Here is a 25,369-nt window from a genome sequence, read left to right on the forward strand (position 1 = left end):
CCGGGGCAGGTCAGCACGGCGCAGGAAGGACGTGGTCGATGTGGCCGGACCCGCCGAACAGGCGCCGGACGTGTTCTTCGCCGAGTGGCGGCGGCGCCGGGCGGGCGCGCGCCGCGACGTGGAGCGCGCCGCCGCCCTGCTGGCCGAGTCGGGCCTGCCGACTCCGGACACGCCCGTGCTCGGGGTGGTCGGCTCGAAGGGCAAGGGCACCTGCGCCACCTACGCCTCGGCGACACTGGCGGCGGCCGGCGCCCGCGTCGTGACGGTGACCAGCCCGGGCGTGCGCGGTGCGCGCGACCGCATCCGGCTCGACGGCGCCGCCGCGACCGAGGAGGACCTCGCCCGCCTGGCGGCCGAGCTGGAGGAGGCGGTCGGGCGCCTGCCGCCGCCGGACACCGGCTACCTCTCCCCCAGCGGGCTGTTCCTGGCCGCGGGGGCTCTCTACGCACGCGAACGCGGAGCGGACCTGCTCGTCCTGGAGGCGGGCATGGGCGGCGCCGGCGACGAGCTGCGCCTGTTCGATCCGACCGTGGTCGCGCTGACGACGGTCTTCGGCGAGCACCTGGGGGTGCTCGGCGACACCGTCGAAGAGATCGCCGCGGAGAAGACCGGGGTCGCGGGCCCGGACACGCGCGCGTTCGTGCACGGGCCGCTGGAGTCCGCGGTCGAGGAAGCCGTCCACGCGGCGCTGGCCGCACGGACCGGTGGGCGGGTGCACCCGGAACGGCCCGAGACGGAGGCGGACGACCTGCCCGACGGCCTACTGCCCGAGGGGCTCGGGCGGCCCGCGGCCGAGCTCGGCTACGCGGCCGCCCTGCGCCTGCTCGCCGCCACGGCACGGGCCGCCCCGGAACCGCACCGCCTGCACACGGTCCTGGACGGCCTGCGGCTGCCCGGCCGGCTCTCCCACCACGTCCTGCCCGGCTCCGGCACCGAGCTCGTCGTCGACTCGGCCGTGGACCGCACGGGCGTGGCCGCCGCGCTGGAGCACGCGCGGCGGCGGTGGGGCGGCACCGACCACGTGCTGGTGTGCCTGCCCGACCACAAGGACGTGGCGGGCGCGGTCGCCGAGCTGCGCGGGCAGAAGGTCACCGCGGCCGCGCTGGAGGACGCCCACCTGTCGTTCTCGGCCGCGCTGCCCGAAGAATGGGGGCGAGTGCGCGCCGACGAGGTCACCGCCGACCTGGTGGGCGGGCTGGGCCGGCGCGTCCTGGTTCTGGGCACCGTGTACTTCACCGGTCTGGTCCTGGAGGCGATCGGCGCCGACACCGAGTCGCTGTTCGCCCCCTGAGCTTGCGCGGGCCGGGCGGGTTCCGGGGCTCAGGACTCCACGAGTTCGGCCAGCTTCTGCAGGCCCGCGCGCACGCCCTGTTCCATGCCGGCGGCGACGATGGCGTCGCGGGCCTCGACCGAGGGGTACACCGACAGGGACATGTAGGCGGTCCCGCCGCTGTCGGTCTCCTCCAGAGAGGCGCTCTCCAGGGCGATGTGGCCGGGCATGGCTTCGAACTCGCAGGTCTGCACCACCCGCTGGGGCGGTTCGACGTCGTGGAAGACGCCGCTGAACACGTACTCGGCGCCGGTCTCGTCGCGGTTGATGTGGCGGTAGGTGCCGCCGCGGCGGGCCTCGAACTCCGCGATCTCCAGTTCGCCGGGGCCGCCGGCGCCCCACCACTGCGCGACCAGCCTGGGGTCGGTCAGTGCGGCGAAGACCTCCTCGCGCGAAGCGTCGAAGACGCGGGAGACGACGATGTCCTGCCGACCGGGTTCGACGATGATCTCGGTGGTGTCGGTCATGGCCTGGCCTCTCCTTGTGCTCGCCGCTGCGGCGCCGCTGTCCGGCTGTGTGCCTCCAGTTTCCCCGCCGAGCGCGGGTGCACGCGGCGGTGCCGCGGCCACGGCGCCGCGCAGCCGGGGTGCGCGGTCGTTCGAGGCCGCCGGGCCGGCACCGGCTACCGCCAGCGGCGTCCGATCTCCTCCTCGCTCGCGGGCGGACCGGGCAGACCGGTCGCGGAGCCGGTTGCGGGACCGGCGGTGTCCAGACCGGCCAGCTGCAACTCCAGGTAGCGCCGGCGCAGCAGGCGGGCGCGCTCGGCGTCGGGATAGCGCACGGCCGCGCACCCCTCCAGGATCAGTACGATGTCGGACGCGGCGACGTCTGCGCGCAGCCGCCCCGACTCGTGTGCGCGCCGGGTCACCAGCGCCGCGAGCTCGGAGGCGCGGGCCGCGTCGGCGGCCATCTCGGGGGTCGGGGCGAACGAGCCGGCCAGGTGCACGGTCAGCGAGTGCAGGTCGGCGTCGACGAGCCGGCGCAGGAACGAGATGAAGGCCTGCCAGCCGTCGTCGGCCGCCAGCGCCTGCTGGGCCTGGGCGAGATAGCGGCGCAGCCCGTCGTGGCAGATCTGGCGCAGCAGGTCCTCCTTGCCGCCGTAGCGGCGGTAGAGGGCGCTGATACCCACTCCCGCGCGCGAGGCGACCGCGGAGACGGGGGCCTTGGGGTCGTCGAGGAACACGGCGCGGGCGGCGTCGACGATCGCGGAGTCGTTGCGCGCCGCCTGGGCGCGGCGCCCGGAGCGGCCGGCCGCCTCAGTCGGGTTCGGCACGGTTCCAACCTATCAATGGAACGAAACATTCCGTTCCTGATCGGGTCGCGCGGCGGTGAACACACAAAGGCCGGGCGGCGGCGCCCCGTCGGACACCGCCGCCCGGCCGTCCTGCCGGCACGGGCCCCTGTTTCCGCACCGGCCCCGGGCACCCACCGCCGCAGTGCGGCGGCCGTTCCCGGATCAGGTACCTGCGGCCGCCGCACGCTCCGCACGGCGCGCCCCCGCCATCAGCACCGACAGCAGCACCAGCGCGACGACGGAACCGCCGGTCATGATCGTGGCCATGGCCGGCCCGTCGTTGCCGAGCACACCCACCAGAGGCGCGATGAGCGCACCCAGGCCGAACTGGCCGGCGCCCAGCAGAGCCGCCGCGGTCCCGGCCGCCTCGCCGTGCCGCGACAGCGCCAGCGCGGGGGCGTTGGGCATCACGAACCCGACCGCGAGCAGCATGCACCACAGCGGGACCATGAAGCCGACGAGGCCGCCGGCTCCGGTGAAGGCCACGGCCATCAGCACCACACCGGCGGCCGCGGCGCCGATCAGCGCATACAGCACGATCCGGCGGGCGCTGAGGTGATTGAGCGCCACCACGTTGAGCTGGGAGGCGCCGATGACCGCGATCGCGCCGGCGCCGAAGACGAACCCGAACTCCTGCTGATCGAGCCCGTACTGCTCCTGCAGGACGAACGACGCTCCCGAGACGTAGGAGAACAGCGCCGACATGGCCAGCGAGGCCACCAGCACCATCACCACGAAGTCGCGGTCGGTCAGCAGCGACCCGTAGGTACGCAGCACCGGCAGCACCTCGCCGGCGCGCCGGCGCTCGGGCGGCAGGGTCTCGCGCAGCGCCAGCACGCCCACGACCAGCAGCACCACACCGAGGACGGCCAGGGCGCCGAACACCCACCGCCACGAGCCGGCGATCAGCACGGCGCTGCCCAGGCTCGGAGCGAGGACCGGCGCCGCGCCCATGACCAGCATGAGCCGCGAAAGCGTCGTCGCCGCGGCGCGGCCGCTGAACAGGTCGCGCACCACGGCCAGGGCCACGACCATCGTCGCGGCCGCACCCACGCCCTGCACGACGCGCAGCACGCCCAGCACAGCGATGTCGGGCGCCACGAGGCACAGCAGCGAAGCGCAGATGTGCAGCACGGTTCCCGTGATGAGCGGGATCCGCCGGCCCACGCTGTCGGCGAGCGGACCGATGAGCAGCTGCCCCAAGCCGAGGCCCAGGAGAGTGCCGGTGAGGGTCAGCTGCACGGCCGAGGACGAGGCCCCGAGGTCGTCGCCGATCTCGGGCAGCGCGGGCAGGTACATGTCGATGGTCAAAGGGGCGAGCGCGACGAGTGCGCCCAAGACGAGGATCACCCGCACCCGCTGCCAGCCGGTCGGCTCCGGAGGCGACGCCGCGGGTGCCTGCCCTGCGCCGCCGTCGGTCTGGGTGGAGGAGGAGTCGGATACCGCCACTGTCTCGTTCCGGCCTTCCCGTAGGTCGATCACCGTGCCGCATTGCGGTTCGCCCGGAACCGGGCCGCAAGCAAGCGATCCGCCGGCGACCGGCTCGGTCTTCCGGCGAATGCCTGAGCTTCAGCACCTTCGACCGGCGCGCTGTTCCCGGCTCATCGCCGATCGCGGTGTGACCCCCGCAACAGCATCGCTGTGTGACCGCGGGAACGCGTTGTGTTCCCGCCCTCGCGGCGTGCGGCCCCGCACCGGTCCGCACGCCGCGGCGGACGCACCGCCGGTCAGGGCAGCGGCGGGGTCCAGTCGGGGTGGCGGCCGCTGAGCCCCAGGACCTTGTCCAGCAGCGGGGCGTCGTCGGGCACCTGCACGACCGGGCCGAACATCCCCTTGCGCGCGTGGGTGTCGTCGGCGGGGATCTCGGAGACGAAGGCGTAGCTGGCCTCCACGCTCGCCGGGTCGCCGATGTAGGCCTGATCGGTGGCCCGCGCCAAGTCCCAGCCGTGCAGCAGCAGTTCGTTGAGCGCGACCACGCCGGCGGCCTCGCCGCCGAGCCCGATGCCGCCGACGGCGGTCGCGCCCTGCCAGGCGGCCGGATCGCGCCAAGCCGCGACGAGGGCGTCCAGGCGCCGGTCGAGCTCGGCGCGCCAGTCGTCGGGGAGGTTCTCGACGGAAGGCTCGGGCGGGGTCTCGGCCGTGGTGGAGGTCTTGTCCGCGGCGCGGCGGAACGCCTCGCACAGCACGAGCACGTGGTCGAGCAGGTCGCCCACGGACATCCGCTCGCAGGGGGTGGGCGCGCCGAGTTCACCGTCCCGTACGCCCTGGGCCGCCTCCCTCATCCGGTTCGCCACGGGTTCCAGGTCGGGAATGGTGCTCATCGCGTCTCCTCCCGCGGCGCATGCGCGCCGCCGTCGCTGTCCTTCCGGCTCTGCGCCGGCTGCCGTCGTCGTCCTGGTGCCGCCCGCGCCGCGCACCGCGGTGCGGGGCCCGTTCGGGTGCGGCCGGGCTCGGCGGCACCACGCCCGCATGCTAGGCGCCGGCGGGGACACGTCCATGCGACCGACACCCGGTCGGGTGTTCGGGCCGCCCTGCGGAACAACAGTCCGCCCTCCACTGTTCGACTGGAATGAAACGAGGCGACCGGTCGCCTCGGCCCGGCGCATGCCGCCGGGTGCCCCGACGCCGCGATGAAAGGCCGCCGCCCGTGTCCGTCCCGCTCTCCCTGCTCGACCTGGCGCACATCTCCGAGGGCATGACGCCCCGCGACAGCTTCGACGCCAGCCTCACCCTGGCCACACGCGCCGAAGAGCTGGGCTATCGGCGGATCTGGTACGCCGAGCACCACAACATGGCCACCATCGCCTCTTCGGCCACGAGCGTGCTGATCGCCCACATCGCCGCCAACACCGAACGCATCCGGTTGGGGTCGGGCGGTGTGATGCTTCCCAACCACGCGCCGCTGCCCATCGCCGAGCAGTTCGGCACGCTGGCCACGCTGCATCCCGACCGCATCGACCTCGGCGTGGGCCGCGCCCCCGGAACCGACCAGAACACCATGCGCGCGCTGCGCCGCGACGGCTCCTCCGCCGATACCTTCCCCCAGGACGTGCTGGAGCTGCAGGGGTATCTGACCGGCGAGTCGCGCATCTCCGGCGTCGACGCCGTCCCCGGCAAGGGCACCGACGTGCCGATCTACATCCTGGGTTCGTCGCTGTTCGGCGCCAAGCTCGCGGCGACGCTCGGCCTGCCCTACTCCTTCGCCTCGCACTTCGCGCCGTCGACGCTGGAGGAGGCGGTTGCGGCCTACCGCCGGGAGTTCACCCCCTCCGACCGACTCGCCGAGCCCTACGTCATCGCCGGGGTCAACGCCACCGCCGCCGAGACCTCCGAGCAGGCCGCCGAGGAGTCGCACCGGTCCAAGCGGCGCATGGCCCAGCAGCTGCTGGGGCGCGGCCGCACCCTCTCCGCCGAGGAGGCCGAGGCTGCGCTGGAGTCGCCCGCCGGGCGGCAGGTGATGCAGATGGCGAAGTACTCGGCGGTGGGCGACCCGGGCGAGGTCGCGGCCTACTTGGAGTGGTTCGCCGGGCACGCCGACGCCGACGAGCTGATCCTGGTGCCGCAGGCGGGCTCACTCGAGGGCCGGCTGCGCACCCTCGACCTGGTCGCCGCGGAGACCGGTATGCCCTGACCCCGGCGGCGCCGGTGCGGCCCCGGGCGTCCCGGCGCATGCGAGCACCGGCGCCCGGGTTGGCACCATGGTCGCCATGACGACGACACCGCGCCTGGAGATCGAGTACTGCACGCAGTGCCGCTGGCTGCTGCGCAGCGCGTGGACCGCCCAGGAACTGCTGACGACCTTCTCCGACGAACTGGGCGAGGTAGCGCTCGTGCCGGGCACGGGCGGGGTCTTCACGATCCGGCTCGACGGCGAGCTGCTGTACTCGCGAGCCGAAAGCAAAGGCTTCCCCGAACTCGCCGACCTCAAGCGGCTGGTACGCGACCGGATCGCGCCGCACCGCAGTCTGGGCCACTCGGAGAAGGGAGCGCGATAGCGCGCCGACGGTCCGCACGGTGCACCGGCCCTGCTCGGGCCGGTGCCCGCCTTCTCCGCACGCCGCGACGCGTGTGCGCCCGCCCCCGCGCGTCGCGGCGCCGCCGGGCGTGCCGTGGATCGTGCGGTGTGTTTCAATCGCGGCAGCGCACGTCCGAGTCCGCGATCTACTCATATCCCCTGATAACGCTCGATCCGGATCCTCACACGGTTCCATCGCCGGGCCGTGCCGGGGAGGCGACGGTCCGACCCGAGGGGCACCATGATCCGAAGCACGGCCCGACGGCTCTTCGCTGCGCTGATACTCCTCTGCATGGCCTGGCTGGTGGGGGCCACCGCGCTCGGAGCGGGCGGCTTGCTCAGCTACTTCACCCTGGAACTGCTGCCGCTGGGCTGCACACGCGCCTTCGCCAGCTACCCGGCCCAGTACGACTGCGGAAGCGCGGGACCGCTCGGCGTCTTCGCGGCGTGGGGCCTGGCGGGGTCCGTACTGACCATGGCCGTCTACGCTGTGGCGTCCTGGCGTGTAGCCACCCGCAGCCCCCGAGCGGGGCGCGACCGCGACGGTTCCGGAGCCGAGGACTGACCCGGACGGTCCGACCGATCGGACCACTCCCCCCGAAATGCGGAGAAAGGGGTGGCCAGGCGCCCGGCGGTCCGGGCAAGCTGGGCCCCGGCGCCCGCTCCGGTCCGCACCCGGGCGCCGACCGCTCCCCCACGCCGCCGACCGCAACGGGGCCCTCCGCGATGAAGCACTCCAGCGCCGCGTCCGCCCGCATCGCCGAGCACGGCACCGTCCTGCGCTGCCGGGTGGGGTCGGGCGTCCACGGCATCACCGTCGACGACCAGGAGGACCGCGACGAGATGGGCGTCTGCGTGGAGCCGCCGGAATACGTGATCGGGCTGAGCTCCTTCGAGCAGTACGTCTACCGCACCCGGCCCGAGGGCGTGCGGTCGGGCCCGGGCGATCTCGACCTGACGGTGTACTCGCTGCGCAAGTGGATGCGCCTGGCGCTGGACGGCAACCCCACGGTCCTGCTGCCCCTGTTCGTCCCCGACGACGAGCTCGTGCGGATCGACGGCCTGGGACGCGAGCTGCGCGCGTCCGCCGACCGGGTCCTCTCCCGCCGGGTGGGCCACCGCTTCCTCGGCTTCCTGTGCGCCCAGCGCGACAGCCTGCTGGGCCGGCGCGGCGGCCGCCACACCAATCGACCCGAACTGGTGGAAGAACACGGGTTCGACACCAAGTTCGCCTACCACATGGTGCGCCTGGGCGTGCAGGGCGTCGAACTGATGGAGACGGGCCGCCTGACGCTGCCGATGCCCGAACCCCGGGCGACCTGGCTGCGCGAGCTCCGCCGGGGCGAGCACTCCCGCGACGAGGCGCTGGAGGCGGCGGCCGAGCTGGAGGACCGGCTGACCCGCCTGCTGTGCACCGGTGACCTGCCGGAAGAGCCGCAGCGGGAGTGGGCCGACACCTGGCTGGTCGAGGCCTACCGCCGGCACTGGGCCGCGCAGGGGGCGGTACCCGCCGCCGACGGCTGATCCGGACGGGTCCGTCGCGGTGGTCGACGGGCCCGCGTTCCGGGCCCCGCAGCCCGCGGCGCACCCCGCGCGTGCTTAGAGTCGGCACATGACGGAGACGAGAACGCGTTTCAGGCGGTGGTCGCTGATCGCACTGTCCGTAGCGGCGGGCCTGGCGGTCGCCGCCGCGGGCGCCGGCGTCTGGGCGGTGCAGCGCGCCTTCCCCGACACCGGCGGCGAAATCACACTGCCCGCTCTGGAAGGCGAGGCGTCCGTCTACCGCGACGCCCGCGGCATCCCCCAGATCTACGCCGACACCGCAGCGGACCTGTTCCGGGCCCAGGGTTTCGTCCACGCCCAGGACCGCTTCTGGCAGATGCACTTCAACCGGCTGACCACCGCCGGGCGGCTGGCCGAGGTCTTCGGCGAAGAACAGGCCGAGACCGACGTCTACCTGCGCACCATGGGCTGGCGGCGCGTCGCCGAGCGCGAATACGAACTGCTGCGGCCCGACACCCGCGCCTACCTCGACTCCTACGCCGAGGGTGTCAACGCCTACCTCGACCGGCGCGACGGCGGCGAGCGGGGCCTGGAGTTCACCGTGCTGGCGGCGCTGGCCCCCGACCACGAAGTCGAGCCGTGGACCGCGGTCGACAGTCTGGCCTGGCTCAAGGCCATGGCATGGGACCTGCGCGGCAACATGCAGCACGAAACCGAACGTGCCGCGCTGCTGGCGTCGGGGATCGGCCGCGAGCGCATCGAGGAGCTGTACCCCGCGTACCCCGAGCGGGATCACCGGCCCATCGTCGACGGCGGATCGGTCGCCGACGGGCGGTTCCGCGCCGATGCGGGCGAGGGCGGCGCGTCCGCTGCGGCCGCCGGCGGCGAGGGCGGCGAGGGCGGCGAGGGCGGCGACGCGACGCTGCCGCCGCAGGAGGCCGCCGGGGTGCTGGCCGGGGTCGGCGCCGGCCTGGACGCGATCCCGCCGATGCTGGGCCCCGAATCGGCCGGGCTGGGGTCCAACTCGTGGGTGGTCTCCGGCGAGCACACCGCATCGGGACTGCCTCTGCTGGCCAACGACCCGCACCTGGGCGCACAGCTGCCGTCGGTGTGGCACCAGACCGGGCTGCACTGCACCGACGTCACCGACCAGTGCCCCTTCGACGTCACCGGGTTCTCCTTCGCCGGGCTGCCCGGCATCGTCATCGGCCACAACGCCGATATCGCCTGGGGCTTCACCAACCTCGGCCCCGACGTGGCCGACCTGTACCTGGAGCGCATCGACGACGGCGCGGCGATGGTCGACGGCGAGCCCGAGCCGATGGACACCCGCGAGGAGACGGTGAAGGTGGCCGGCGGCGACGACCTGGTCTTCACCGTGCGCTCCACCCGCCACGGGCCGCTGCTGTCCGACGCCGAAGCGGCCCTGGACCTGCGGGAGATCGGCGCCGGACCGCCGGTCGATGCCGACGGCGAACCCGCGGACCGGGCCGCCGAACCGACCGGCGGCGGCTACGGCGTGTCCCTGAGCTGGACCGCGCTGGAACCCGGCACCACGGCCGACTCCATCTTCGGAATGAACGCCGCAGACGACTTCGCGTCGTTCCGCGACGCCGCCCGCTCCTTCGAGGTGCCGGCGCAGAACCTCGTCTACGCCGACACCGAGGGCGACATCGGCTACCAGGCGCCGGGCACCGTCCCCGTGCGCGGCACGGGCGACGGCCGCTGGCCCGCTCCCGGCTGGGACTCCGACTACGACTGGCACGGCTTCGTCGACTTCGACGCCCTGCCCGTGGTACGCAACCCCGACCGGGGCTACATCGTCACCGCCAACCAGGCCGCGGTCGGCTCCGACTACGAGCACATGCTCACCGGCGACTGGGCCTACGGCTACCGGTCGCAGCGCATCGAGACCCTGCTGGCCGGGGCGGTCGGCGACGGAGACCTGACCGCCGCCGACATGGCCGACATCCAGTTGGACGACGAGAACAGCGGCGCCCGCGCCGTGGTACCGCACCTGCTGCGGGCCGACGCCGAGGGCACCGCGGCGCAGGCGCAGGAGCTCCTGGCCGACTGGGACTTCCAGCAGGGCGCCGACTCCGCGGCGGCCGCCTTCTACAACGCCACGTGGAGCCATCTGCTGGATCTGACGTTCGACGAACTCGGCCCCGACCACTCCCCCGACGCGGGCTCACGCTCCTGGCTGGTCGTGGACCGCCTGCTCGACGATCCCGGCTCCCCCTGGTGGGACGGCGACGCCGCCGACGGGCGCGACGCCGTACTCAGCGCGGCCATGAACCGGGCCGCCGACGAGCTGGGCCGGCGCCTGGGCGAGGACCCGGCCGAGTGGCGCTGGGGCGAGCTGCACACGTTCACCGCCACCCACCCCTCCCTGGGGGAGTCGGGGATCGGCCCGGTGGAGTGGCTGTTCAACGGCCCCACGGTGGAGACCTCCGGAGGAGACAGCACCGTCAACGCGACGGGCTGGGAGCACACCGAGGGCTATGCGGTGACGACGGTGCCGTCGATGCGGATGACGATCGACATGGCCGACCTCGACGCCGCCCGCTGGATCGACCTCACCGGCGCCTCCGGGCACGCCTTCCACCCCGACAACGGGAACCAGACACCGCTGTGGGCACGCGGCGAGACGCTGCCCATGCCGTTCACCCGCGCCGCGGTCGAGGAGCACGCCGAGGACGTCCTCACCCTGCGGCCGGAGTAGCCCCACCGCCGCCGATCTTGTAGCTACGGTGCGTGAAACCGGTTTCCGGTGACCGTAGCTACAAGATCGGCGGTCCTCGGCGGCTCAGTACCAGCCGCCTGTTCCCGAGGGGGCACCGCCCGTTCCCGGCCAGGCCGGGCCCGTGCCGCCGGGGTACGGGGCCGCGTAGGGGGCGGCTTCGCCTTCGGGCACCCGGACCACGCGGGTCCCCACCGCCTTGTCGTGCACGGCCTGCCGGTAGGGCTCGTCCCAGAGCGGCCACAGCAGGTCCAGCATGGGGCCGATGCAGCTCACCGACGCCAGCAGCAGGGCGACCAGCTGCCGGCCCGCCGACAATCCCAGGCCGGGCGGCTCGCCGGTCTTGATCAGGATCAGCTTGATGCCGGCGGCGCGCTTGCCCAGTGTCCTGCCGCTGCGGGCGTGCGGGATCCAGACGTAGCTGAAGGAGGCTGCGGTCGCGACCACGAACATCACCAGCATGGTGACGATCACCGCCACCTCCCCCGCGCCGCCGTCTTCGGGGGTGAAGAGCCAGAAGCCCGCCCCCATGGCTCCGTAGAACAGGCCGAGGAAGATGACCGCCCCGATGAAGCCGTCGATGAGGTAGGCCACCACGCGGGCGCCGTAGGACGCCGGAGGCGGGAACGGGGCGGGGCCGTAGGGGTAGGGGACCGCGTACGGCTCGTTCGGCGGCGGGTACCCGGCCCCCGGGGGCGGACCGGGGCCGGACGCGGGCCCGCCGGGGCCGTACGGGGGCGGCGGACCGTACATGTGGCTCATGGGGGGCGGTTCCTCGTCGGAGCTGGCGGGGCAGGGGCGCAGGAGCGGAGCCCCCGGTGCCGCGGACGCGGGCGGAAGGGCGATCCGGCTCTGCCGGATTCTTCCACACGATCGCCGTCCGGTCCGGCGCCGCCCGAACGGGGCCCGCCGCCCCGGCACGCCCGGTGGGGCGCCGGAGCGGCGGGCCCTGGCTACGGAACGGGAATCCGGTCGGGGTATCCGATCAGTCCCGCTCTTCGGGATTGCGGCGCATGTTCAGGATGGCTGCGGCGAGGCCGCCCCACACGATCACGGCCGAGATGACCAGCATCGCGATGGCTCCGGTGGACATCACTGCCCCCTTCCGCTGTCGTCGGCCGCGGCGACGGTGGCGTTGCTGTCGTCGTCGTCGCCCGCGCGGCGCTTCCACGGGATGAGTGCGATGAGCACGGCGACGACGATGACACCGATCGCCACGCCCCATCCCGCGGAGCTGAGGAACCAGGTCGGGTAGCCCTCGTAGTTCTCCGCGAGCTCGGCGCTCAGGCTGTCCCACATCATCCAGCCCAGCACGATGGGGGTGATCACGCCCAGCGTGACCGCCCACCACACGCGCAGCGGGACCGAGGAGTAGGTGTCCAGGTGCCGGCGCAGCGCCGGCAGGCGGCGCAGCAGCCACGAGAGCACCACGACGATCACCAGCGCCGCGAGCGCGATGCCGTACTGGTTGATGAAGTGGTCCACCGCGTCCAGCAGGTACAGGCCCTGGTCGGTGGGGAACACCGCGATGGACACGACGGCGGTGAACCCGCCGACGGTCAGCACCGCGGGCAGGCGGCGCATGCCGGTGCGATCGCGCACCGAGGAGATGACCACCTCGACGATACTGATCAGCGAGGTCAGACCGGCGACCACCAGCGACACGAAGAACAGCAGGCCGAACAGCGCCGGCGCGACCGGGATGGAGTTGATGATCTGCGGGAAGACGACGAAGGCCAGGCCCAGGCCGGACGTGGCGACTTCGCCGATGGGCACACCGGCCGCAGTGGCCATGAATCCCAGTGTCGCGAAGACGCCGATGCCCGCCAGCAGCTCGAACGAGCTGTTGGCGAAGCCCGCGACCAGCGCCGAACCGGGCAGATCGGACTTGCGCCGCAGGTAGGACGCGTAGGTGATCATGATGCCGAAGCCCACCGACAGCGTGAAGAAGATCTGTCCGTAGGCGGCCACCCACACGCTGCCGTCGGTGATAGCCGACCAGTCGGGCGTGAAGAACGCGTTCAGGCCGATCTCGGCGCCGTCCAGGAACAGCGCCTGGACCACCAGGATCAAAAACAGCACGGCCAGCAGCGGGATGAAGATGCGGTTGGCCCACTCGATGCCGCGGCGGACGCCCAGCGCGAGCACCACCAGCACCACGATCCAGATGATCACCAACGGGATGAGGATCCCGGCGTTGTAGCTCCCGATGGCGCCGGGCGCGTCGGCGACGTTCAGGAAGTCGCCGTACAGGAAGCTTTCGGTGTCGCCGCCCCACGCTTGAGTCACGGAGAACCCGGCGTAGCGCACGGCCCAGGCGACGATGACGGCGTAGTAGACCGCGATCACGAAGCAGATGCCGACTTGCCACCAGCCCAGCGACTCGGCCGGGCGCGCCAGCCTGCGGAATGCCGCGGGCGGCGAAGCGCGGTAGCGGTGTCCGACCGCGTACTCGAGGATGAGCAGGGGGATGCCGGCGGTCAGCAGCGCGACGAGGTACGGAACGAGGAACGCGCCGCCGCCGTTGTCGTAGGCGACGTAGGGGAACCGCCAGATGTTCCCCAGGCCCACGGCCGAACCGATCGCCGCGAGCAGGAACCCGGCACGGGTCCCCCATTGCTCGCGGTTCTGTTGTGACATCGCTAGTGCCTACCTTTCTGGCCGGGTTTCGACAGGCCGACCATTCGGCCGCCGCTCTTGTGGAGGGAGTCGGGTATGGCCGGCGCTGCGCCACCCTATAGCTCAACCCGACTACCAGCTTGAACCGGCCGACCCCGTCGGCCGAACACCTCGGTGTCGCGGCGTGTTGTCCCGCGCGCGGTGCGGTGCACGCGGAGGCCGCGGCCGCCCGGACCGTGGGAGCCGATCCCGGTGGGCCGGCGACTCGCCGCCCCCGTGGGACCGGCGGCACATCGGCGGTTCCGCAGGGGCGCGTCCGCGTCGGAAGCTGCCCTTCGGCCCTTATGCGCGTTAAGCGGTTATGCTGCTACGCGGTATCCGCTTTGCCCGGTGCATCGCCGTGTAGCGGCGGCTGGAAGCGGTCCCGCACAGCTGTCCTCCGATCCAGTGGAGAGCCGTTCCATGACCGTTCCCGCCCGCCTGAAGCGCGTCGGCGTGCGCCTGCTTCCTCCTGCCACACGTGCCCGACGCGCCGCGGAACGCGAGGCCGCACGGGCGCAGGCGCAGGAGCAGCGCCGCCGGGAGCGCGTCGCCCAGCGTCGCGCCGCCCTCGTCGACGGCCGGCCCGACCTGGTGCGGTTCACCCTCGCCGGTGACGAGCGCATCGGCCGGCGCGTCGAGTCCTTCAGCTCCGCCGCAGCCTCCGCCGCGAGCCTGCGACGGATCGCCGAGGTCGCCGAAGCCGCGGGGATCGACTACTTCCTCGTGCCGGGCCGGGCGCCCACGCGCTACGTCGTGGGCATGGACCACCGCGACAAGAAAGAGTTCCTCACCCGGCTACGGGACGCCTACCGGGGCGGTCCGCTCTATGCGGCCAAGCCCGCCACGGGCGGCGAGCTGAACGGCGCCCCGGCGCTGTACGCCGACGGCGCCCTGCCGGACCGGATCAAGCACGGGCGGACCATCCGCTTCGGCGAGTACCTGATGGGCCCCGAGAACCAGCTCTTGGCAGGGCTGGAGCACGGCTGCGACGTGGAGTTCTGGCGCAGCGGGGAGGACGCGGCCGCGGAAGACCCGCAGCGGGTGGCCGCGCTGCGGGTTCAGGTCCCGCCCGAGGTGCTTGCAGACTCCCTCGTCGCCCCGCGCCGCAACCGGGTGGCCGACGTCCTGCCGACGAGCGAGCGCACACCCGCCACCCGCAGCGTCGACGACCGCGAATACCCCACGGTTCCGGCGTTCGCGCGCCCCGGTGCCGACGAGATCGACTTCCCGATCGACGTGGTGTACACCTGGGTGGACGGCGACGACCCCGTGCTGGCCGAGAAGCGGCGCCGTTACCGCGGTGAGGCCCCCGGCCCGGCGCGGCACGCGGGCGCCTCCCGCTACACCAGCCGCGACGAGCTCCGCTACTCTCTGCGCTCACTGGCGGCGTACGCGCCGTTCGTCCGCAACGTCTACATCGTCACCGACGGGCAGGTGCCGTGGTGGCTGGATCCCGCCGCGCCCGGGATCACCGTCGTGGACCACCGCGACGTCTTCCGGTACCCGGATGCCCTGCCCGTTTTCAACTCCCACGCCATCGCCTCACAACTGCACAACATCGACGGTCTGAGCGAACGCTACGTCTACTTCAACGACGACGTCTTCGTCGGGAAGCCGCTGACAGCCGACCGGTTCTTCCACGGCAACGGGATCGCCAAGGTGCCCTTCTCCGGCTTCCAGATCGGTACGGGCCGACCGCGCGTCGACGAGCCGGCGCCCAACTCCGCGGGCAAGAACGTGCGGACACTCATGGAGCAGGTCCACGGCCGGTCCATCACCCACAAGTTCAAGCACGTGCCCCATCCCCAGATCCGCGGCGTATTCAGCGAACTCGAAGCGATGTTCCCCGCGTGGATGGAGCAGACCGCCCGCTCGCGCTTCCGGGATCCCGCCGACCTCGCTGTGGCCGGCAGCCTGCACCACCACCACGCGCTTTTCACCGGCCGGGCGGTTCCCGGCGAATACCCGCTGCGCTACATCGACATCGCCGCCGACGACGCCGACGAGCGCATGCGCCGACTGGCTGCCGACCGCGACTTCGACTTCTTCTGCCTCAACGACGTCGACACTCCGCCCGAGCGCCAGGACGAGGTCTCGGCCCAGGTGACCGGGTTCCTGGAGTCCTACTTTCCCTTCGCGTCTCCGTTCGAGAAGGGGTGACGCGCGGCCGCCCGGCACGGCGCGAAAGCGGGGACCCGCCGGTCGGCGGGTCCCCGCGGGGACGGGCTCCGGAACCCGGGGAGCGGCCCGGAGCCCGGTCGGACGTCAGAGGTTTCCGGGTCCGGCGCCGTCGGTGACGATGCCGGGGATGTCGCCGGCGTCGTCGGGGCTGTAGTCGTAGGGCACGTCGGCGACGCTGCCGGCGGTTTCGGGTTCGCCCGAGTCGTCGTAGACGTTGCCGGCGGCTTCCAGGCGGCCGTCGTCGGAGGAGCCGTAGCCCACCTCGGTGGGGGTGTCGACGTTGTCGAAGTAGTTGTTCTCGACCAGGACGCCGGCGTCCATGGTGGAGGCGACGCCGTATTCGGCGTTGTCGCGGTAGTAGTTGTTGTAGACGTGGACGGTTTCGCCGAAGCGTACGCGGGGGTGGCGGGTGTCGGAGCCGTCGAAGAAGTTGTGGTGGTAGCTCACACGCAGGTGGCCGTCGTCGGCGGTGTGGTCGTCGGAGTGGCCCAGCAGCATCGACTTGTCGTGGTCGTAGACGTGGTTCCAGGAGACGGTGACGAAGTCGGATTCGCGCTTGATGTCGACGGCGCCGTCGTCGCCGCCGGTGAAGCTGTTGTGGTCGATCCAGACGTTGGTGGATCCGTCTTGGAGGTTGATGGCGTCGTCGTCCCAGTCGGCGAAGGCGATGTTGCGGACGACGACGTTGTGGGCGTCGTCGATGTCGAGGCCGCCGCCGGTGATTTCGGCGCCGGGGGCGCCGAGAAGGGTGGTGTCGGAGGCGACGTCGGTCATGCCGGACAGGGTGATGCTGCCGTCGATCCGCACGGTCAGCGGTTCGGTGCGCTGCATCTGTTCGACGAGTTCGTCGGCGGTGGCGACGGTGACGGTGTCGCCGTCGGCGCCGCCGGTCGTACCGCCGTTCTCCGTCGCCCACCCTTCGAGTTCGCCGGGCGGTTGCGAGCCGCCGCCGTCACCGTCGTCGCCGTCGTCGTCACCGCCGTCGTCGCCGCCGGTACTGCCGTCGCAGACGGTGCCGTTGAGGCTGAAGGCCTCCGGTAGGCCGTTCTGGCCGGACCGGGTGGCCTGGAAGCCGAACGAGACGGTGCCACCGGAGTCGATACCGGCGTTGTAGGAGACGTTCTCAGCGGTGACGGCGGAGCCGGACTGGTCGACCTCGGCGCTCCACGCCCCGGTGACCTGCTGGTCGTCGGAGAACTCCCATTCCAGCGTCCAGCCGTCGACGGAATCTCCGAGATTGGTGATCTGCACATCGGCGACGAAACCGGAGTTCCATTCGCTCACGCTGTAGTCGACTTCGCAGCCTGCGGCTGCGCCGGCGGGAGCGGCGGTGGCGAGCACCGCCGAGCCCAGAGCCAGGGCGCAGCCCGCGGCCAGTCCGCGACGGAACGCCCGGGGCCCTCCGTCGCGCGTTGGGGGATGCGGCATTTCGCGATTACCTCCTCGGTTCGCCGTCGCCGCGATGGCGGGCCGCTCATCGGCCCGCCTGGGGGAATCGCGGCGACGGCCACTCCCGCCCGCGGACACACGGAAACCCGCGGGCGGCGAATGCGCAGCGGATAAGCGAACACCGGACCGGGCACACCAGAAGCTCTGCGACCGATCCCCGCGTTCCGTTGCGCACCATATATGGAAAGCGCTTTCCATATAGTAAAAATGTTACGCACCTCACCGGGGAGCTGTCAATCACCGGAAAGCCGTTCGATGCGAATTCGACGACCGTGCCGCGCCCCGGCATTCTGACCTGCGACTGCGGAATCCGATCGTGAAAAGACCGGTGATCCTGCGGATCCGTGCGGGTGCGCCGGCGCACCCGCACGGATCCGCCCACCGCCCGCAGCTTCCGATGGAAACGCCCGACGCCGCGCACGGTCCGGTGGTACGTTCCCGGAGAATGATCTTCGAGGACGGGGAGGGCGCGCGTGCCGGGCACAACAGGCTCCGCGGAAGGCGCCGACCCGCCGACCCGGGAACGCGTGGTGCTGCTCGACAGCGCCCGCCGCCCCACCGGCACCGCCGACAAGCGGCTGGTGCACGGGCAGCGCACACCGCTGCACCTCGCGTTCTCCTGCTACGTCTTCGATCCCGACGGCCGGCTGCTCGTTACCCGCCGCGCCCTGGACAAGGCCGCCTGGCCCGGTGTGTGGACCAATTCCTTCTGCGGACATCCCGGCCCCGACGAGCCGATGGAGCAGGCTCTGCACCGGCGGGCCCGCCAGGAACTGGGGATCGCCGTCCAGGACGTCGCCGCTGTATTGCCGGAGTTCTCCTACCGGGCCACAGACCCGTCGGGAATCGTGGAGAACGAATTCTGCCCGGTCTACCGCGCCGCCACGCGCGACACCGCCCCGCGTCCCGACCCCGCCGAAGTCGTGGAATGGCAATGGGTGGACTGGGCGGACTTCGCAGCCGTGGCCCGGCTCGCCCCGTGGACGATCAGTCCGTGGGCGGCCCGCCAGATCCCCCTGCTCGCCGGGGACTGACCGGCCGCGATCCGCCCGGCCCGGCGGGAGTACGGTGGCCGCCCGGCCCGGAACGGTGCGCCGTCCGCGGTTTCGGGACCCGTCCGCACTCCGTCGGGAGGAACGATTGCAGGAGTTCGAAATCCTGCGCGTCGTGCTGCGCACCGGAGCCTACCTCGCGTGCACCGCCTGCGGCCACGACCGCTTCGAGGCCCACGAATGGAAGCTCAACACCACGGGCATGACCGCATTCGGCATGGACTGGATGAACAGGGACGCCACCTGCTACGTCTGTTCCGAATGCCGCATGATCCACTGGTTCGACGTGAACGCCGAGTTTCGGTTTCGGGATACGCGGACGCGCACGCCGCCCCGCCGGGGTTTCCCTCCCCCTGCGACGCACCCCCGGGCGGATCCGCCGAACCCGGCACCGGAGCCGACACGCATTCCGCATGTGCCGGTGCGCAGCCCGGAGCACCGCTTCGAGAGCCGGCCGGCCGCGGAGAACCGCATCCCGTATTCGCCGCGATTCACCGCACGAAGCCGGTTCGCCGGTTCCCGTCGCAACCGGCCGACACGCGCCACAGCGCCGCTGCCCTTCCTTCCGCAGGTCAGCGGCGCCTTTTCATACTCACGAGAAGTAGGGCGGGCGGGGCTCGAACCCGCGACCCAAGGATTATGAGTCCTCTGCTCTAACCAGCTGAGCTACCGCCCCGCCACGGGGCGGGAATGCGTCCCGCCGATGGCTGCCCGGCCGGGGTGATCGGTCGGGAACGCCGTTATCTTAACAGCACCCCGCGTCTCCCATTCTGCCGGAAACCCGCTGGGGAGAGCGCCGCCGGGCGACCGCGCCGCCGTCCCCGCCGGGCGGGCCGCCCGCGCAGGTGGGGCGGGACGCCGGTACGCGCCGCGGCACGGCTAGGGTGGGGTTTCGCGGCGCCGGTCGGCAGCGCCGGCGGGGTGCCGTGTGCGGGGGCGGACGCCGGCAGGCCGCGGGGCCGCGGATAGCATCGCCGGTCGCACAAACGTCTCAGGAGAAGAAGGTCATGGCCCAAGTACCTGTCAACGTCACCGTCACCGGGGCAGCCGGCCAGATCGGCTACGCGCTGCTGTTCCGCATCGCCTCGGGTCAGCTTCTGGGCCCCGACACGCCCGTCAAGCTGCGTCTGCTGGAGATCCCGCAGGCCGTCACCGCCGCCGAGGGCACGGCGATGGAGCTGGACGACTGCGCGTTCCCCCTGCTGAAGGGGATCGACATCTTCGACGACGCGCGCCAGGCGTTCGCCGGCACCAACGTCGCCCTGCTCGTGGGCGCGCGCCCGCGTAGCCAGGGCATGGAACGCGGCGACCTGCTGGAGGCCAACGGCGGCATCTTCAAGCCGCAGGGCGAGGCGATCAACGCCGGCGCCGCCGACGACGTGCGGGTGCTGGTGGTGGGCAACCCCGCCAACACCAACGCCCTCATCGCCCAGGCGCACGCGCCCGACGTGCCGGCCGACCGCTTCAACGCCATGACCCGTCTGGACCACAACCGGGCCCTGACCCAGCTGGCCAAGAAGACCGGGACCTCGGTCACCGACATCGCGAAGCTCACCATCTGGGGCAACCACTCGGCGACGCAGTACCCCGACGTCTTCCACGCCGAGGTCGGCGGCGCCAACGCCGCCCAGCGGATCGGCGACGAAGCCTGGCTGCGCGACACGTTCATCCCGACCGTCGCCAAGCGCGGCGCCGCCATCATCGAGGCCCGCGGGGCGTCCTCGGCCGCCTCCGCCGCCAACGCCGCCGTCGACCACGTCTACGACTGGGTCAACGGAACGCCCGAGGGCGACTGGACCTCCGCGGCCTTCCCCTCCGACGGCTCCTACGGCGTCCCCGAGGGCATCATCTCCTCGTTCCCGGCCGTTTCCCGCGGCGGCCGGTGGGAGATCGTGCAGGGCCTGGATCACGGTTCGTTCTCCCGCGAGCGCATCGACGCCTCCGTCCGGGAACTCGTCGAGGAGCGCGACACCGTCAGCAAGCTCGGCCTGGTCTGACCGGTCCGGTTCCCGGCGCGACGCGCGCCGTTGCGGGTGCGGCGCCCTTCAGGGGGCCGCACCCGTCGTATGCCGGGGCCCTTTTCCTACGATGGCGCCCATGCCGCGAACCGACCTTCTCTTCGACGACCTCCCCCGCTACAGCGCCGCCGCCACCGCCCCCGCCGACTTCGACGACTTCTGGGCCCAGACCCTCGACGAGGCCGCCCGCCACGACGCCGCCGCCGTCGCCGTCCCCTACCCGGGCCCGCTCACGACGCTGGAGGTCTTCGACGTCAGCTTCTCCGGCTACGGCGGGCACCCCGTCAAAGCCTGGCTGGCCCTCCCCCGGCACCGCAGCGGGCGGCTGCCCTGCGTCGTGCGCTACCCCGGCTACGGCAACGGCCGCTCCAGCCCGCTGGACGCCCTGGAGTACGCCTCGTGCGGCTACGCCCAACTGGTGATGGACGTCCGCGGGCAGGGAACCTCGGAGAAGGGCACCGGCGACACCCCCGACCCCGAAGGCTCCCCGCACCCGCACCGGCCCGGCTTCATGACCAAGGGCGTCCTCGACCCGCGCCACTACTACTACCGCCGGGTCATCACCGACGCCGTGCGCGCGGTGGCGGCGGCCCGCACCCTCGACAGCGTCGATCCCGACCGCGTCGCCGTCGCCGGCGGCAGCCAGGGCGGCGGGCTCGCCGTGGCCGCGGGCGCGCTGGCACCGGGCGTGGCGGCCGTCGTCGCCGACGTGCCGTTCCTGTCGCACTTCCGGCGGGCGGCCGAGGTCGCCGCAGAGGGGCCCTACCTGGAGATCTCCGAGTACTGCCGCGCGCACCGCGACAGCACCGAGCGCGTCTTCACCACCCTGGCCTATGCCGACGCGCTCAACTTCGCCTCGCGCGCGACCGCCCCCGCGGCGTTCAGCGCCGCCGGGATGGATCCGGTGACACCTCCCTCCACCTGCTATGCGGTGTACAACGCCTACGCCGGCCCGAAGCGGATGCGGCTGTGGGAGTTCAACGGCCACGAGGGCGGCGGCGTGTTCGCCGTCGAGCGCAACCTCGCCTTCCTCGCCGAGCACGTGGGCTGAGAGCCCCGGTCCCGCCCGCGCCGGCCCCCGTCCGGACGGGGGCCGGCGCGGCGCCTGTGGACGAGTGGCCCGGACGGTCACCGGGAGCAGGCAGTATGGAATGCGTGAGTCTCATCGATCAGCTTCCCGCCCGCCCTGAACCCGACACCGTTTTCGAGTCGTTCGCGTCGTGGGCCGAGGAGCGCGGGCTCACCCTGTACCAGCACCAGGAGGAATCCCTCATCGAGGTGGTGTCGGGGTCCAACGTCATCCTGAGCACCCCCACCGGATCCGGCAAGAGCCTGGTCGCCTCCGGCGCGCTGTTCGCGGCGCTGGCCCGCGACGAGTGCGCGTTCTACACCGCACCCATCAAAGCCCTGGTCTCGGAGCGGTTCTTCGAGCTGTGCGCGATCTTCGGCACCGACAACGTCGGCATGATGACCGGCGACGCCAGTGTCAACGCCGACGCCCCCATCGTGTGCTGCACCGCCGAGGTCCTGGCCCAGATCGCGCTGCGCGACGGCGCCGGCGCCGACATCGGCACCGTGGTCATGGACGAGTTCCACTTCTACGGCGAACCCGACCGCGGCTGGGCCTGGCAGGTGCCGCTGCTGGAACTTCCGCAGGTGCAGTTCCTGCTGATGTCGGCCACCCTGGGCGACGTCAGCCGGTTCGAGGACGATCTCACCCGCCGCACCGGGCGCGCCACCACGGTGGTCAGCTCCGCCGAACGGCCGGTGCCGCTGTACTACTCCTACCGCACCACCCCGCTGCACGAGACGCTCGAGGAGCTGCTGGAGACCCGCGAATCGCCGGTCTATATCGTGCACTTCACCCAGGCTCAGGCGGTCGAGCGCGCTCAATCCCTGACCAGCATCAACATGTGCACGCGTGCGGAGAAGGACGCGATCGCCGAGGAGATCGGCAGATTCCGCTTCACCACCAAGTTCGGGCGCAACCTCTCGCGGTACGTGCGGCACGGCATCGGCGTGCACCACGCGGGCATGCTGCCCAAGTACCGGCGGCTGGTCGAGCGGCTCGCCCAAGCCGGCCTGCTCAAGGTCATCTGCGGCACGGACACTCTGGGGGTGGGCGTCAACGTCCCTATCCGCACGGTGCTGTTCACGGCGCTGAGCAAATACGACGGTTCGCGCGTGCGGCGGCTGAGCGCCCGCGAGTTCCACCAGATCGCGGGGCGCGCCGGGCGCGCCGGCTTCGACACCGTGGGCAACGTGGTCGTACAGGCTCCCGAGTACGTCATCGAGAACGAGAAGGCGCTGGCCAAGGTCGGCGACGATCCCAAGAAGCGCCGCAAGGTCGTACGCAAGAAGGCGCCCGACGGTTTCGTCGGCTGGGACCAGAACACGTTCGAGAAGCTGATCGCCGCCGAGCCCGAGCCGCTGAAGTCGCGGTTCAAGGTCAGCAACGCCATGCTGCTGAGCGTCCTGGCCCGGCCGGGCGACTGCTTCGCGGGCATGCGCCACCTGCTGACCGACAACCACGAGGACCGCGCGTCCCAGCGCCGCCACATCAGTGAAGCCGTGGCCATCTACCGCTCGCTGATCGACGGCGGCATCGTGGAGCGCCTGGACGAGCCCGACTCCGACGGCCGCCGCGCCCGGCTGACCGTCGACCTCCAGCCGGACTTCGCACTGAACCAGCCGCTGTCGACGTTCGCGCTCGCGGCACTGGAGCTGCTCGACCCGGCCTCCACGACGTACCCGCTCGACGTCCTGACCGTGGTCGAATCCGTCCTGGACGACCCCCGCCAGATCCTCGGCGCCCAGCTGAACAAGGCGCGGGGCGAAGCCGTGGCGCAGATGAAGGCCGACGGCGTCGAGTACGAGGAACGCATGGAGCGGCTGGAGGAGATCGAATACCCCAAGCCGCTGGAGGAGCTGCTCGACCACGCCTACGAGGTCTACCGGCGCGGCCACCCGTGGGTGGGCGACCATCCGCTGCGCCCCAAGTCGGTGGCCCGCGACCTCTACGAGCGGGCGATGACCTTCACCGAGTACGTCGGCCATTACGAGCTGGCGCGTTCGGAGGGACTGGTACTGCGCTACCTCGCCAGCGCGTACAAAGCCCTCAGCCAGATGGTGCCCGAGGACGCCAAGACCGAGGATCTGCGCGACCTGATCGAGTGGCTGGGGGAACTCGTGCGCCAGGTCGACTCCAGCCTGCTCGACGAATGGGAGCAGCTGACCAATCCCGACGACGGCGCGGCCGCCGAGGCGGAAGCGGTCGAGGAACGCGTCAAGCCGGTCACCGCCAATCCCCGGGCGTTCCGGGTTCTGGTGCGCAACACGATGTTCCGGCGCGTGGAGCTGGCGGCGCTGGGCCGCTACCGGGATCTGGGCGAGCTCGACGGCGAGGACGGTTGGGACGCCGAGTCGTGGGAGGCCGCCATGGAGGACTACTACGACGAGCACGACGAGCTCGGAATCGGCCCCGACGCGCGCAACCCGGGGATGCTGCTCATCGAGGAGGACGGCGATACGTGGCGGATCCGCCAGATCTTCCACGACCCGGCCGGAGACCGCGACTGGGGCATCAGCGCCGAGGTCGACCTCACCGCCTCCGACGAGGCCGGCCACGCCGTCGTCCGGGTGACCGACGTCAACCGGCTCTAGCCGTGGCGGTCCCGAGGTATCCGGGGTGTGCCCGCCCGGGACGCCCGAGCGGGTACACCCGGGAACCGTCCGAGGGATGCCGCGGACCCCGCCTCCGGGGCGGGCCCGGGCACCGGGATCAGGCCAGGAGGTGGGCGTTGACCTCCCGCGCCTCCTCGGCCAGGGCGGCGTCCTCCACGACCGTGCGGCCGGCGCGGCGCAGTCGCTCCACCCCCTCGGCGTCGACGAACAGAGCGGGCTCGCGCCAGGCGATCACCACCCGCGGAACGGCCGTGGCCAGGATGAGGTCGCTGCACGGACTCGTGCGGGAGGTCCGCTCCGCGCAGGGCTCCAGAGAGCTGTAGAGGGTCGCCGAGGCCGACCGCGGGTCGTCGGGGGCCAGGGAGCGCAGCGCGGCCTCTTCGGCGTGGTCGGCGGGGTCGTCGCGCCGCGAATAGCCGTCCGCGACGACCGCACCCCCGGCGTCCACGAGGATCGCGCCGACGGAGAACGCGGCCGCCGACGGCGGGCACCGGCGGGAGAGTGCGACGGCTGCGCGCAGCCAGTAGCGGTCGGCGTCGGTGGGGTCGGGGCCGGTGCCCGGTCTGGGGCCGGTTTCGGTCGGCGTCGGCGAGAGGGACGGGTTCATCGGCGGGGCTCCGGAGTCTGGGGCAGGTAGCGCAGGATGGCCATGTCGCCGAGGGCGCGCGCCTCGGCGAGCCGCATCGGGTTGTCGGGGCCGTCGGCGAAGACCCCCGGTCCCACGAAGGCGGGCGCTTCGGCCTGGCCGACGAAGAAGGGCGCGACGGCCAGCCGCAGCTCGTCGGCGAGCCCGGCGGTCAAAAAGCGGGTGTGCACGCCGGTGCCGCCTTCGACCAGCAGCCGCTCGACGCCGCGCGCGGCGAGGTCGGCCAGGACGGCGCCGAGTCCGCCGGCCGCGACGAGCTCCGTGCCGCTCCCCGCTTCGGCGAAGCGCCGCTCGGCGGCGGCGTGGGCGCCGGCGTCGACGTAGACCAGCGTGGCACCGTCACCGGTGGTGAACACGCGCGCGGACGGATCGATTCCGCCGCTTTCGCTGAGGACGACGCGGACCGGACCGGCGGTGCGCCCCTGGGCGAGCCGCCGTGCGCGCCGTTCCGGCGAGCGCACGAGCAGCCGGGGGTCGTCGGCGCGGACGGTGCCCGCCCCCACGAGGATGGCGTCGCAGCCCGCCCGGAGCTCGTCGACGTCGTCGAAGTCCTCCGGCGAGGACAGCCGCAGCCGCTCGGGGCCGTCGTCGTCGATGCGCCCGTCGAGCGACATCGCGCAGCTGAGCAGGGTGTACGGGCGTGGCATGCCGCCAGCCTAGCGCCCGCCGCACCCCAGCTCTCGAACAGCCGCCGCTGCGACCTGCGGCGATACACCGGTAGCGAAGATCACATCCCGGCCGCCCGCGTCCGACGCGCCGGCGGAGTGGGTTCGGTCGATCCGGACGACGCGTA

Annotated in this window: 21 protein-coding genes and 1 tRNA gene; 11 read left to right on the forward strand and 11 right to left on the reverse strand. The window is 72.4% G+C overall.

The annotated features are described in order from the left end of the window. Positions 1-31 precede the first annotated feature (31 nt). Positions 32-1,291, forward strand: coding sequence for a folylpolyglutamate synthase family protein (locus tag HNR25_RS04050; RefSeq protein WP_312862349.1), 1,260 nt, complete (start codon positions 32-34; stop codon positions 1,289-1,291). A 29-nt stretch (positions 1,292-1,320) separates the two neighbouring features. On the opposite strand, the gene HNR25_RS04055 is transcribed toward HNR25_RS04050, so the two are convergent. From HNR25_RS04055 to HNR25_RS04070, 4 genes are all read right to left on the reverse strand, one after another. Continuing rightward, complete coding sequence (locus HNR25_RS04055) at positions 1,321-1,797, reverse strand: SRPBCC domain-containing protein (protein ID WP_184633384.1); 477 nt, start codon at positions 1,795-1,797, stop codon at positions 1,321-1,323. Positions 1,798-1,952: 155 nt separating this feature from the next. Continuing rightward, positions 1,953-2,603: a TetR/AcrR family transcriptional regulator gene (locus HNR25_RS04060; RefSeq protein ID WP_184633385.1), complete on the reverse strand. Its 651-nt coding sequence runs from the start codon at positions 2,601-2,603 to the stop codon at positions 1,953-1,955. Positions 2,604-2,786: 183 nt separating this feature from the next. Beyond that, positions 2,787-4,106: a multidrug effflux MFS transporter gene (locus tag HNR25_RS04065; protein WP_221457432.1), complete on the reverse strand. Its 1,320-nt coding sequence runs from the start codon at positions 4,104-4,106 to the stop codon at positions 2,787-2,789. A gap of 245 nt (positions 4,107-4,351) precedes the next feature. After that, complete coding sequence (locus HNR25_RS04070; protein WP_184633386.1) at positions 4,352-4,945, reverse strand: TIGR03086 family metal-binding protein; 594 nt, start codon at positions 4,943-4,945, stop codon at positions 4,352-4,354. A gap of 326 nt (positions 4,946-5,271) precedes the next feature. Here HNR25_RS04070 and HNR25_RS04075 point away from each other — a divergent pair, with 326 nt between their 5' ends. From HNR25_RS04075 to HNR25_RS04095, 5 genes are all read left to right on the forward strand, one after another. Next, a complete protein-coding gene (locus HNR25_RS04075) occupies positions 5,272-6,255 on the forward strand; it encodes an LLM class flavin-dependent oxidoreductase (protein WP_184633387.1) in 984 nt (327 codons plus the stop codon). A 76-nt stretch (positions 6,256-6,331) separates the two neighbouring features. Next, positions 6,332-6,619, forward strand: a complete 288-nt coding sequence (locus tag HNR25_RS04080) for an Rdx family protein (protein ID WP_184633388.1) — start codon at positions 6,332-6,334, stop codon at positions 6,617-6,619. A gap of 261 nt (positions 6,620-6,880) precedes the next feature. Continuing rightward, on the forward strand, positions 6,881-7,204 hold the full coding sequence (locus HNR25_RS04085) for a hypothetical protein (RefSeq protein WP_184633389.1): 324 nt from the start codon (positions 6,881-6,883) through the stop codon (positions 7,202-7,204). Positions 7,205-7,365: 161 nt separating this feature from the next. Beyond that, entirely contained in the window at positions 7,366-8,163 is a 798-nt protein-coding gene (locus HNR25_RS04090; protein ID WP_184633390.1) for a nucleotidyltransferase domain-containing protein, read from the forward strand. Between the two features lie 88 nt (positions 8,164-8,251). Next, positions 8,252-10,867, forward strand: a complete 2,616-nt coding sequence (locus tag HNR25_RS04095; RefSeq protein ID WP_184633391.1) for a penicillin acylase family protein — start codon at positions 8,252-8,254, stop codon at positions 10,865-10,867. A gap of 84 nt (positions 10,868-10,951) precedes the next feature. Here HNR25_RS04095 and HNR25_RS04100 read toward each other — a convergent pair whose 3' ends face one another. The 3 genes from HNR25_RS04100 to HNR25_RS04110 form a co-directional block, all read right to left on the reverse strand. Further along, positions 10,952-11,647, reverse strand: a complete 696-nt coding sequence (locus HNR25_RS04100; protein WP_184633392.1) for an RDD family protein — start codon at positions 11,645-11,647, stop codon at positions 10,952-10,954. 223 nt (positions 11,648-11,870) lie between these two features. Next, a complete protein-coding gene (locus HNR25_RS04105; RefSeq protein WP_184633393.1) occupies positions 11,871-11,978 on the reverse strand; it encodes a methionine/alanine import family NSS transporter small subunit in 108 nt (35 codons plus the stop codon). Continuing rightward, positions 11,978-13,525, reverse strand: coding sequence for a sodium-dependent transporter (locus HNR25_RS04110; RefSeq protein WP_184633394.1), 1,548 nt, complete (start codon positions 13,523-13,525; stop codon positions 11,978-11,980). The genes HNR25_RS04105 and HNR25_RS04110 overlap by 1 nt, the downstream gene beginning before the upstream one ends. 441 nt (positions 13,526-13,966) lie before the next feature. Here HNR25_RS04110 and HNR25_RS04115 point away from each other — a divergent pair, with 441 nt between their 5' ends. Next, entirely contained in the window at positions 13,967-15,706 is a 1,740-nt protein-coding gene (locus tag HNR25_RS04115) for a stealth family protein (RefSeq protein WP_184633395.1), read from the forward strand. Between the two features lie 105 nt (positions 15,707-15,811). Here the strand turns inward: HNR25_RS04115 and HNR25_RS04120 are convergent, their stop codons facing one another. After that, a complete protein-coding gene (locus tag HNR25_RS04120; RefSeq protein ID WP_184633396.1) occupies positions 15,812-17,155 on the reverse strand; it encodes a pectate lyase family protein in 1,344 nt (447 codons plus the stop codon). A gap of 494 nt (positions 17,156-17,649) precedes the next feature. Between HNR25_RS04120 and idi the strand changes: the two genes are divergently transcribed. After that, complete coding sequence (idi, locus tag HNR25_RS04125) at positions 17,650-18,210, forward strand: isopentenyl-diphosphate Delta-isomerase (protein WP_184633397.1); 561 nt, start codon at positions 17,650-17,652, stop codon at positions 18,208-18,210. Positions 18,211-18,830: 620 nt separating this feature from the next. Here idi and HNR25_RS04130 read toward each other — a convergent pair. Continuing rightward, positions 18,831-18,904 (reverse strand) — tRNA-Ile (locus tag HNR25_RS04130). Between the two features lie 331 nt (positions 18,905-19,235). Here HNR25_RS04130 and HNR25_RS04135 point away from each other — a divergent pair. The 3 genes from HNR25_RS04135 to HNR25_RS04145 all read left to right on the forward strand — a co-directional run bounded on the left by HNR25_RS04135 (position 19,236) and on the right by HNR25_RS04145 (position 23,909). Further along, on the forward strand, positions 19,236-20,225 hold the full coding sequence (locus HNR25_RS04135; protein ID WP_184633398.1) for a malate dehydrogenase: 990 nt from the start codon (positions 19,236-19,238) through the stop codon (positions 20,223-20,225). 100 nt (positions 20,226-20,325) lie between these two features. Beyond that, a complete protein-coding gene (locus HNR25_RS04140; RefSeq protein WP_184633399.1) occupies positions 20,326-21,297 on the forward strand; it encodes an acetylxylan esterase in 972 nt (323 codons plus the stop codon). A gap of 95 nt (positions 21,298-21,392) precedes the next feature. Beyond that, a complete protein-coding gene (locus tag HNR25_RS04145) occupies positions 21,393-23,909 on the forward strand; it encodes a DEAD/DEAH box helicase (protein WP_184633400.1) in 2,517 nt (838 codons plus the stop codon). 118 nt (positions 23,910-24,027) lie between these two features. Here the strand turns inward: HNR25_RS04145 and HNR25_RS04150 are convergent, their stop codons facing one another. Both HNR25_RS04150 and HNR25_RS04155 read right to left on the reverse strand, forming a co-directional pair. Then, positions 24,028-24,537, reverse strand: a complete 510-nt coding sequence (locus HNR25_RS04150) for a cytidine/deoxycytidylate deaminase family protein (RefSeq protein ID WP_184633401.1) — start codon at positions 24,535-24,537, stop codon at positions 24,028-24,030. Then, complete coding sequence (locus HNR25_RS04155) at positions 24,534-25,223, reverse strand: RibD family protein (RefSeq protein ID WP_184633402.1); 690 nt, start codon at positions 25,221-25,223, stop codon at positions 24,534-24,536. The genes HNR25_RS04150 and HNR25_RS04155 overlap by 4 nt, the downstream gene beginning before the upstream one ends. Positions 25,224-25,369: the final 146 nt, after the last annotated feature.

This window comes from Streptomonospora salina, assembly GCF_014204715.1.
In the GTDB taxonomy this organism is placed as follows: Bacteria; Actinomycetota; Actinomycetes; order Streptosporangiales; family Streptosporangiaceae; genus Streptomonospora; species Streptomonospora salina.